Here is a 9141-nt window from a genome sequence, read left to right on the forward strand (position 1 = left end):
GTATAGATTAATAGATCATAAGCAGAACATACTTAGACCAAAAGGTGATCAGAGTTTTCACACAGTCTGGGCACAAAGCAGGCCTTAATTACTCTGTCTTCTCTTTAAACTCACATAAGTCTTCAATAATACAGCTGCCACATTTTGGCTTACGCGCCACACAGGTATAACGTCCATGTAAAATGAGCCAGTGGTGCACATCGACTTTAAATTCTTTGGGGATCACTTTTTCGAGCTTTTGCTCAACCGCAACCACGTCTTTACCCATGGCAAGCTTGGTACGGTTAGATACACGAAAAATATGCGTGTCTACCGCGATAGTCGGCCAGCCGAAGGCTGTATTTAATACTACGTTAGCAGTTTTACGGCCAACGCCAGGAAGGGCTTCTAGGGCTTCACGATTCTCTGGCACTTCACCGTTATGCTGATCTACCAATATTTGACACATTTTGTATACGTTCGCAGCTTTGGAATTAAACAATCCGATGGTTTTTATGTAATCACGCAGTGTGTCGTGGCCAATATCTAAAATAGCTTGCGGTGTGTTTGCCACTGGAAAGAGTTTTCGGGTGGCTTTATTTACCCCAACATCGGTGGCTTGTGCTGAGAGCGTAACGGCAACTAGTAACTCAAACGGGCTTGAGTATTCAAGCTCCGTTTCAGGATGTGGGTTGTCATCGCGCAAGCGCGTGAGTATTTGGTGACGTTTTTCTTTATTCATGTAACTTAAAACGCATTAGCTTTATTCAGTTAATGCGTTTTCCCCTTAAGTTAAGCTAGTAACACGCGCTCGTGGGCCTTTTTCAGCCTCTGGCGGCGTTACTTGTTTTGATTTTATTTGTGCATCAATGACGTTTTTAGCGGCGATCAGCAGCCCAAGCCCTAAGAATGCGCCGGGTGGTAAAATGGCCAGTAAAAATTGGCTATCAAAGCTAAATACTTCGATGCGTAAAGCTGAAGCCCAAGGGCCGAGTAATAAATCGGCGCCATCGAATAATGTGCCTTGGCCAATCAGCTCTCGCATAGCGCCAAGTACAACTAGTACCAGCATAAAGCCTAAGCCCATCATCAAGCCATCAAAGGCAGATAAATGCACTGGATTTTTAGAGGCAAATGCTTCAGCACGACCAATAATGGCGCAGTTAGTCACAATCAACGGAATAAAAATCCCTAAAGATTGATAAAGGCCAAAAGTGTAGGCGTTCATTAACAGCTGCACAATCGTCACAAAACCGGCAATGATCATTACAAAAACCGGTATTCTGATATCTTTAGGCACCCAATTGCGCACTATTGATACGGTAATATTAGAGCCGACTAACACTAACAAGGTTGCTAAGCCTAAACCTAGCGCATTAGTAATCGTGGAGGTAACAGCAAGTAAAGGACATAAACCTAATAACTGTACTAAGGCGGGGTTATTTCCCCATAGGCCTTCTTTATAAAGGGTTTTTAATTCACTCATGGTGTTACCTCAGGGCAAGCATTCGCTGCTGCAAAAAGATCATCAAAGTTATTTTGTGCATACACTACCGCATTTTTAACTGAGCCAACAACGGCGCGAGGCGTAATGGTTGCGCCAGTAAATTGATCAAACTGACCACCATCTTTTTTAACGGCCCAACGCGCGTCACTTTCGCTTTGTACTGTTTTTGAATTAAATGAGGTGATCCAGTCTGACTTTTTAATTTCAACTTTATCGCCCAAACCTGGGGTTTCTTCATGCTTAGTAACCCTTACACCAGCAACGTTGCCATCGCGATATACCGCGCTAAGTAAGTTTATATCGCCACTGTAGCCGCTAGGAGTGACATGACGAATGACTAATGCAACGGGTTCGTCATCTTTACGTGCACGGTAAATTACTTGGTTGTCGTATGGCCCCAGTAAAGGGTCTGATATGATCACACAATCTTGAGAAAGTTCATTAGTGTACTTACTGTGCGGTAATACTTCTTGTAACTGATTAGTTAATTGCAGTTGCTCTTGCTCTGCAATTTTATCGGCCGTTAACGAGTTTATAGTGGCCACTAATCCTGTTGTAAGGAGTGCGAAACCGCATAATATTGCGCCATTTTTTACCATTGAAGAAATAATCATTTTACTGCTCCATGGCCATAAGTTCTTGGTTGTGTGTAGTAATCAATAAGCGGTACTGCAATATTGATCAGTAATACGGCAAATGCAACAGCATCCGGAAAGCCACCAAAGGTACGAATTAAATACACAATTAAACCAATTGCGGCACCATAAATAAGGCGGCCTCGATTAGTGGTTGCAGCTGATACAGGATCGGTGGCGATAAAAAAGGCTCCGAGCATAGTTGCACCACTAAATAAGTGAAACACTAGACCCGGCTCAGTGCCTGGCGAGACAATATAACCAATTGCAGCGCATAGGCTTAAACTGGCAATAAAACTCACTGGTATATGCCAGTTAATCACTTTTGTTTTTAATAAATAAAGGCCGCCGAGTAAAAAGGCTAAATTAACCCAACCCCAACCTAGGCCAACCCATTCATTAAATACCGGTTTTTGCATACTTTCAGTGACGGTAAGGCTATGAGCAATATCTGTTTTTAACGTATCAAGAGGGGTGGCCATCGTGCTGCCATCAATACCCACTCTGAGCTGATCTAAGCTGTATCCAAGAGTTGTAAAGTCACTAAATATTAGACTAAGCTGCTGGCTAAAAGTAATGCCCGTATTGAGTAACTCTGTAACCGGTAACCAGGCCGTCATTTGCACAGGGAACGACACTAATAAAAGCACATAGGCTGCCATTGCAGGATTAAATAAATTAAAGCCTAAACCACCATAAAGTTGCTTAACAATAACAATGGCAAACAAACACCCTATAACAATAACCCACCACGGCGCTAAAGGTGGAATACTAATCGCTAATAGCACGCCGGTTAGCCATGCGCTGCCATCGCTTAATGAAGGCCAAATAGGGCGCTTACGCATAAGCATAATGGCTGCTTCAAATGCGCTTACACACACTAATGCTAATAATAATTGGATAAGTACACCGGTACCAAAAAATACAACTTGTGCAATAACACCAGGAATACAGGCCGCAATCACAGTTAGCATTAACCGTGTCACAGACTTGTGACTATGATTGTGGGGTGAACTGGCCATGGTTAGTTTCATGACTGATCGTTTCCTTCTTTTTGTTGCTTTTTAGCTTTAGCACGGGCAATGGCGGCGGCTACGGCGGCTTTTTTCTTCGCTTGAGCTGTTTGCTCTGAACCGTTAGAAGATTCATCGTTGCCTTGTGGCTCAGCATTTTCATTCTGTTGTGCTAATGCATTAGCTTGCGCTGCTTTCTTAGCTTTAGCACGGGCAATAGCAGCAGCTACTGCCGCTTTTTTATCATCTGCAGCCGGTGCTGGTGATTCACTTTCTGTGTCATCGCTTGGCGCTTGCTCATTGGCTTGTGCTGCTTTTTTGGCTTTAGCGCGGGCAATGGCCGCAGCTACCGCAGCCTTTTTATCATCTGCAGCCGGTGCTGGTGATTCACTTACTGTGTCATCGCTTGGCGCTTGCTCATTGGTTTGTGCTGCTTTTTTGGCTTTAGCACGGGCAATAGCAGCAGCTACCGCGGCTTTTTTATCATTGGCAGCGATTGGCGGTTCACTTACTGTGTCATCGCTTGGTGGTTGCTCATTGGCTTGTGCTGCTTTTTTGGCTTTAGCACGGGCAATGGCTGCAGCTACCGCGGCTTTTTTATCATCGGCAGCGACTGGCGATTCACTTGTTATATCATCACTTGGTGCTTGTTCATTGGCTTGTGCTGCTTTTTTAGCTTTAGCACGGGCAATAGCGGCAGCAACGGCTGATTTTTTATCATCTACAGGCTCGTCATCACCATTGTTTTGTGCCTTTTGCTCTTTGTAAAGGCGAGCTTGTTCTTTACGTGCTGCGCGCTCTTTTGCAACTTCACTGTTATCTGGCTCGAGTTCGCCACCTTGCTTTTTCGCTTTAGCGCGCGCAATTGCCGCTGCTACAGCTGATTTATTGTCACCATCGCTGGTTTTATCTTTAACGCGGGCAAGGGCATCGGCTACTTTTTGCTGCTCTTCGGTCGATTTAGGGGCAGGTTTACGTTTGTGGCGATTTTTTCGCTCAGCTTGTTCTTGCTCTAAACGCGCTTTACGTGCATCAAAGCGTTCTTTAGCGCGATCTGATTTTATCTTCTCGGCAATTTGCTCTTTAATTTCAACTTTTGCAACGCGGTAATACTGAACAAGTGGTATTTCACTAGGGCATACATAGGCACAGGCACCACATTCAATACAGTCAAATAAGTTATGCTCTTGGAGTTTGTCGTATTCTTTTGATTTAGCAAACCATTGTAATTGTTGTGGTAATAACGAGGCAGGGCAGGCATCGGCACAGGCACTGCAGCGAATACAGGCTTTTTCTGGGCCAGGCTCTGCTAACTCTTTATGATCTGGGGCAAGTATGCAGTTTGTTGTTTTAACAACGCCAATACGAACTGTGGGTAAGGTAAAGCCCATCATAGGGCCGCCCATGATCACGCGTTGCTGTGGCACCGGTGAAAAACCTTGGCAATCAAGTAAGTGCTTAATTTCAGTACCTAATAACGCCCATACGTTGCCAGGGTTATGTATAGTATTGCCGGTAACGGTAACGACACGCTCAATTAACGGTTTACCTTCGTATACAGCTTGCTGAATCGCAAATAAAGTGCCGGTGTTATGTACTAAAATGCCGATATCAGCAGGGATACCGCCGTTTGGTACTTCACGGTTAGTGAGCAGTTTTATTAGCTGTTTTTCACCGCCAGAAGGGTAAACAGTAGGCACGGTTTGTATTAAGATATGCTCGTTATGCTTCGCCGCTTCTGTCATGGCTGTGATAGCCTCGGGCTTATTATCTTCAATACCAATAATACACAGCGTCGGATTGAGTAACTGCTGCATTAGCTCAATACCTTTGACTATTTCAGCGGCGTGCTCACGCATTAAGGTATCGTCAGCCGTGATGTAAGGTTCACACTCAACCGCATTAACAATCAAAAATTCAATAGGTTGTTTAATATCAGCTTTTACATAGGTTGGGAAGCCTGCGCCGCCCATCCCAGAAATACCCGCATTATGAATAACATCAACCAGTTCATCGTGTGATGCAGTGGCTGGGTTTGCTAAAGGCGATAATTCACACCAGGTATCGTTGCCATCGGGTTCAATAATAATGCTTAATTCAGGTAATGCCGAAGGATGCGCTGATGGCATAGGCGTAATATCAATAATTGTGCCTGATGTAGGTGCATGTATTGGCACCGACCAATTAGCTGATGGCTTTGTTAAGGCTTGGCCTTTTAATACGTGCTGGTTTTTTTCAACTATTAATTTACCACTAGCGCCAATGTGCTGCTTTAAAGGCAGAACAAGTTTTTCAGGCAAAGGGAGTCTGGCTATAGGCGCACTATTAGATAATGATTTCTGCTGAGGAGGATGTACGCCGCCAGGAAATGCCCAAACGGTGCCTTTTTTTATTTGTTCAAGTAACTTTTCCACTCAAACCTCTAATCTATTTGGGTAACTGGAATAGCGTCTAATTGCCATTTCCAGGTTTGTTTTGTTGGTTCAACAGGTAGCATGTCAATACAATCGACCGGACAAGGTTCAACGCACAAATCGCAGCCAGTGCATTCGTCAATTAGAACGGTATGCATTTGACGTGTTGCACCCACAATGGCATCAACAGGGCAGGCTTGAATACATTTGGTACAGCCAATACATTCGTCTTCGCGGATATACGCCACTGTTTTAACCGGATCTGCTTGTTCACCGCCAGCGAGGGGTTTAGCCTCAACACCCATCAAATCAGCCAATTTTTTAACTGTCGCATCACCACCTGGAGGGCATTTATTTATTTCATCGCCATTGGCAATGGCTTCTGCATAAGGACGACAGCCCGGGTAACCACATTGGCCGCATTGTGTTTGCGGTAAAATGGTGTCTATTTGTTCTACAACAGGATTACCTTCAACTCGAAAGCGCACTGCTGCAAACCCTAAAATTAATCCGAAAATTAACGCCAGCAAACCCAGCGCTATTAAAGCGTACAACAAGGTCATATTAAAACTTCACTAATCCAGTAAAACCCATGAAGGCCATTGACATTAAACCTGCCGTTATCATTGCGATTGAGGCACCTTTAAATGGGGTTGGTACGTCTGCTGCGGCTAAACGCTCGCGCAATGCAGCAAATAAAACCAATACTAATGAAAACCCCACCGCAGCACCAAAGCCATAAACGGCCGATTGTAAAAACGTGTGATCTTCTTTGATATTTAATAAAGCAACACCCAATACCGCACAGTTAGTGGTTATTAAAGGTAAAAATATTCCCAGTAACCGGTAAAGCGTTGGACTGGTTTTTCTGACAACCATTTCAGTAAATTGTACAACAACAGCTATCACTAAAATAAAGCTCATTGTTTTCAGATAGGTAATATCCAAAGGTAATAAAATATACTCATTTACTAAATAGCTTGTTACAGAGGCAAGCGTTAGCACAAAAGTAGTTGCCAAAGACATACCTATGGCTGTGTCAAGTTTCCCAGACACACCCATAAACGGGCAAAGGCCTAAAAATTGTACTAATACAAAGTTGTTGACTAACACTGTTCCAATTAATAACAAGACGTATTCTGTCATGTGTGCCTCACGCTAATAAAATCCCGTGTATTATCCTTTTTTCTACTGTGATTAACAACACGTTGAGTGATTATCAGTTAAATAAACAACGTTAAATAATGGGCTAATTGTAAAGGGTTAAATTTAAGGGAGTTTGCAATTAAAAAACTGTCAGCATTTTAACGATTGAACAGTCATAAAAGCACACATTAAAAAGTAAAAAAGAGCATAAATGCTCTTTTTTATCATTAAATAGGGTAATTAGTTAGATGTCTTTGGGCTTTTCAATGTAGTAACCTTGAACACCATCTAGGCATAACGTATCTACAATGTGTTTTTCTTCTTGGCTTTCAACGCCCTCAGCAAAAACACTGACGCCAATTCTATGAGCAAGGTCGACCATTAAACGCATAAAGTACTGATTATTTTTATCATCCTCTAAGCCTCGGGTATAACTTGCATCCATTTTAATAAAGTCTGGTTTTAAATCTCTGAAAAACTTAAATGAGGTGAGCCCGACACCAAAGCGTTCAACAGTAATTCTGGCTCCAACGCGATGCACCATATCAATAAAACGTTTGCTTGCTTTAATGTTTTGTTGCAGACCAAATTCACTCACCTCAAAAATTAACTTAGAAGCAATATGGGTATCTTTAAGCAAACGACGCTCTAACCAAATCATAAATTGGTCACTGTGCGCGCTTGAAGGGGTAATATTTAAGCCAAAGTATTTTTCAGATAAATTACTCGATTTTATTCTTTCTAATGATGTTTCTATTATTAACTTATCAATTTCTATCGCCATATCGAGTTTTTCAGCCATTGCTAAAAATGAAGCGGTAGGCAAAGCTTGGTTTTCTTCTGTTTTGAAGCGGGCTTGAATTTCAGCATAGGCTTTAATGCTTTTGCCTAATGGCATAATATTTTGGATCACTAAATGGACGCTTTTAGACTCGATCACTTCGTTAATCACTTTACGCCAGTTTTGATTACCAAACCCTGCGCTCACATTATTAACAAGATCAGTATCGCGCTGCACATGCCACGCATTAGCTTGCTTAGATTGCGCCATACTCATTGCGTTATCAACGATAGAGAGCAACTCACCTAAAGGTTTGGCTTTTTCGTACCCCACAATACCTGTGTTTGCAACCGAGCTAAGCTCTTGGTTTTGCATATATTGAGTAAAGCGAGATTGTAAGTTTTCACCAAATTTTTCAGCTTCTTTTAACGGGGTATTCGGCAATATAATTATAAAGTCAGAGCTGTTTACTCTAAAAACTTGACTGCCGGAATAGGTGCCACTGATATTTACTATGATATCTGCAACCGACTTAATGTACTCATCACCTTTTTGATAGCCTCGACTTTGATTAATTGACTGTAACTCACTACAGCGGACAAGTGCTAAAGAGCCAAATGTGCTTATTTCGGTGTTTTCTATATTTTTTTCGTAGTAATCAACAAACATATTGCGATTACCTAATTCAGTAACGCCGTCTTTGTAGGCTTCACGTTTAATATCGTGAGCTGCATTTTTTATATTGTCATTTTTACTTTTTAAAAAGTGCGATAAACGATTAAAGCTAGGAATTAAACTTTTTCCTAACTTAGCTAACTCAGGTGAATCAATTTTAGTTGCAAAATCATCACCTAGTTGGTTTTGATTGATATATACATCAATAACATCAGCAACGTTCGTACATATATTGTCGTTAATGTGCTTAACAATGGTTTTCATCAATATAATAGGTATTAGGGCGAGTAGGGTGCTAACAATTAAAATAACAAAAAACGCGGTTTGAAACTGCTCACCCAAGTGAGTAATGTTTAATTTAAATTCAATTTTTATATCTGCGTTATTATTTGTGGCGTACTGAGGACGCACTGAGTTGCTACTAGATTGAATAAGCTCAGCAATAATAGGTAATTTCACTGCATTGTTAACCGAAAATACTTCAACGCCTTGATAGTCTCGTAAAACAAAATATGAAAAGGTTTCACTAGTTGCAAGCGTGTTTTTAAGATTTTCTGCTGATATATCTGTCGCAGAGAGATTTTTAATGTATTGCTCAACGGTCGCTTGTGCATTTTTCTGAGCATTGCCGATGGCATTATCAAAATTTTGGCTAATAAAATAACTACCAGCGGATACAAGTACCAGCCAAGCTAACAATTGTATAAGAATAAGTTTTTTGAAAGCTGCCATTATTTAATCTTTTTATGTCAAATGGGGGAGGACACAACCTCATGATTATTAAACTAATTATAACTCGATATCAATAGTTATCAAATAGTTATCAAATAGTTAGTTTTTTAAGCAAAAAAGCTTTTATTTTAAAAGAAGAATGGTAGAGCAAATTGAAGGGTATGTCTATGTGATTGTAGTAAATTGGCTCCCCCTCCCCGACTCGAACGGGGGACCTGCGGATTAACAGTCCGTCGCTCTAACCAACTGAGCTAAGGGG

General features: G+C 41.6%; 8 protein-coding genes. All 8 read right to left on the minus strand.

The annotated features are described in order from the left end of the window. Positions 1-88: 88 nt before the first annotated feature. The gene (nth, locus tag MTN96_RS36335) at positions 89-721 is read right to left on the minus strand and encodes an endonuclease III (RefSeq protein ID WP_055013367.1); all 633 of its coding nucleotides are present in this window, start codon (positions 719-721) and stop codon (positions 89-91) included. A 45-nt stretch (positions 722-766) separates the two neighbouring features. Then, a complete protein-coding gene (locus tag MTN96_RS36340) occupies positions 767-1465 on the minus strand; it encodes an electron transport complex subunit E (RefSeq protein ID WP_036982145.1) in 699 nt (232 codons plus the stop codon). After that, complete coding sequence (gene rsxG, locus MTN96_RS36345; RefSeq protein WP_069439675.1) at positions 1462-2100, minus strand: electron transport complex subunit RsxG; 639 nt, start codon at positions 2098-2100, stop codon at positions 1462-1464. The genes MTN96_RS36340 and rsxG overlap by 4 nt, the downstream gene beginning before the upstream one ends. Continuing rightward, a complete protein-coding gene (gene rsxD, locus MTN96_RS36350; protein WP_069439674.1) occupies positions 2097-3155 on the minus strand; it encodes an electron transport complex subunit RsxD in 1059 nt (352 codons plus the stop codon). The genes rsxG and rsxD overlap by 4 nt, the downstream gene beginning before the upstream one ends. Continuing rightward, a complete protein-coding gene (gene rsxC / locus MTN96_RS36355; protein ID WP_069439673.1) occupies positions 3152-5548 on the minus strand; it encodes an electron transport complex subunit RsxC in 2397 nt (798 codons plus the stop codon). The genes rsxD and rsxC overlap by 4 nt, the downstream gene beginning before the upstream one ends. Before the next feature lie 8 nt (positions 5549-5556). Further along, positions 5557-6111: an electron transport complex subunit RsxB gene (gene rsxB / locus MTN96_RS36360; protein ID WP_069439672.1), complete on the minus strand. Its 555-nt coding sequence runs from the start codon at positions 6109-6111 to the stop codon at positions 5557-5559. 1 nt (position 6112) lies between these two features. Beyond that, positions 6113-6694 carry an electron transport complex subunit RsxA gene (gene rsxA / locus MTN96_RS36365; protein ID WP_008115244.1) on the minus strand — a complete coding sequence of 194 codons (582 nt, stop codon included), beginning with the start codon at positions 6692-6694 and terminating at the stop codon, positions 6113-6115. A 244-nt stretch (positions 6695-6938) separates the two neighbouring features. Continuing rightward, on the minus strand, positions 6939-8882 hold the full coding sequence (locus MTN96_RS36370; RefSeq protein ID WP_069439671.1) for a GGDEF domain-containing protein: 1944 nt from the start codon (positions 8880-8882) through the stop codon (positions 6939-6941). Positions 8883-9141: the final 259 nt, after the last annotated feature.

The organism is Pseudoalteromonas sp. 2CM28B, from assembly GCF_023161935.1.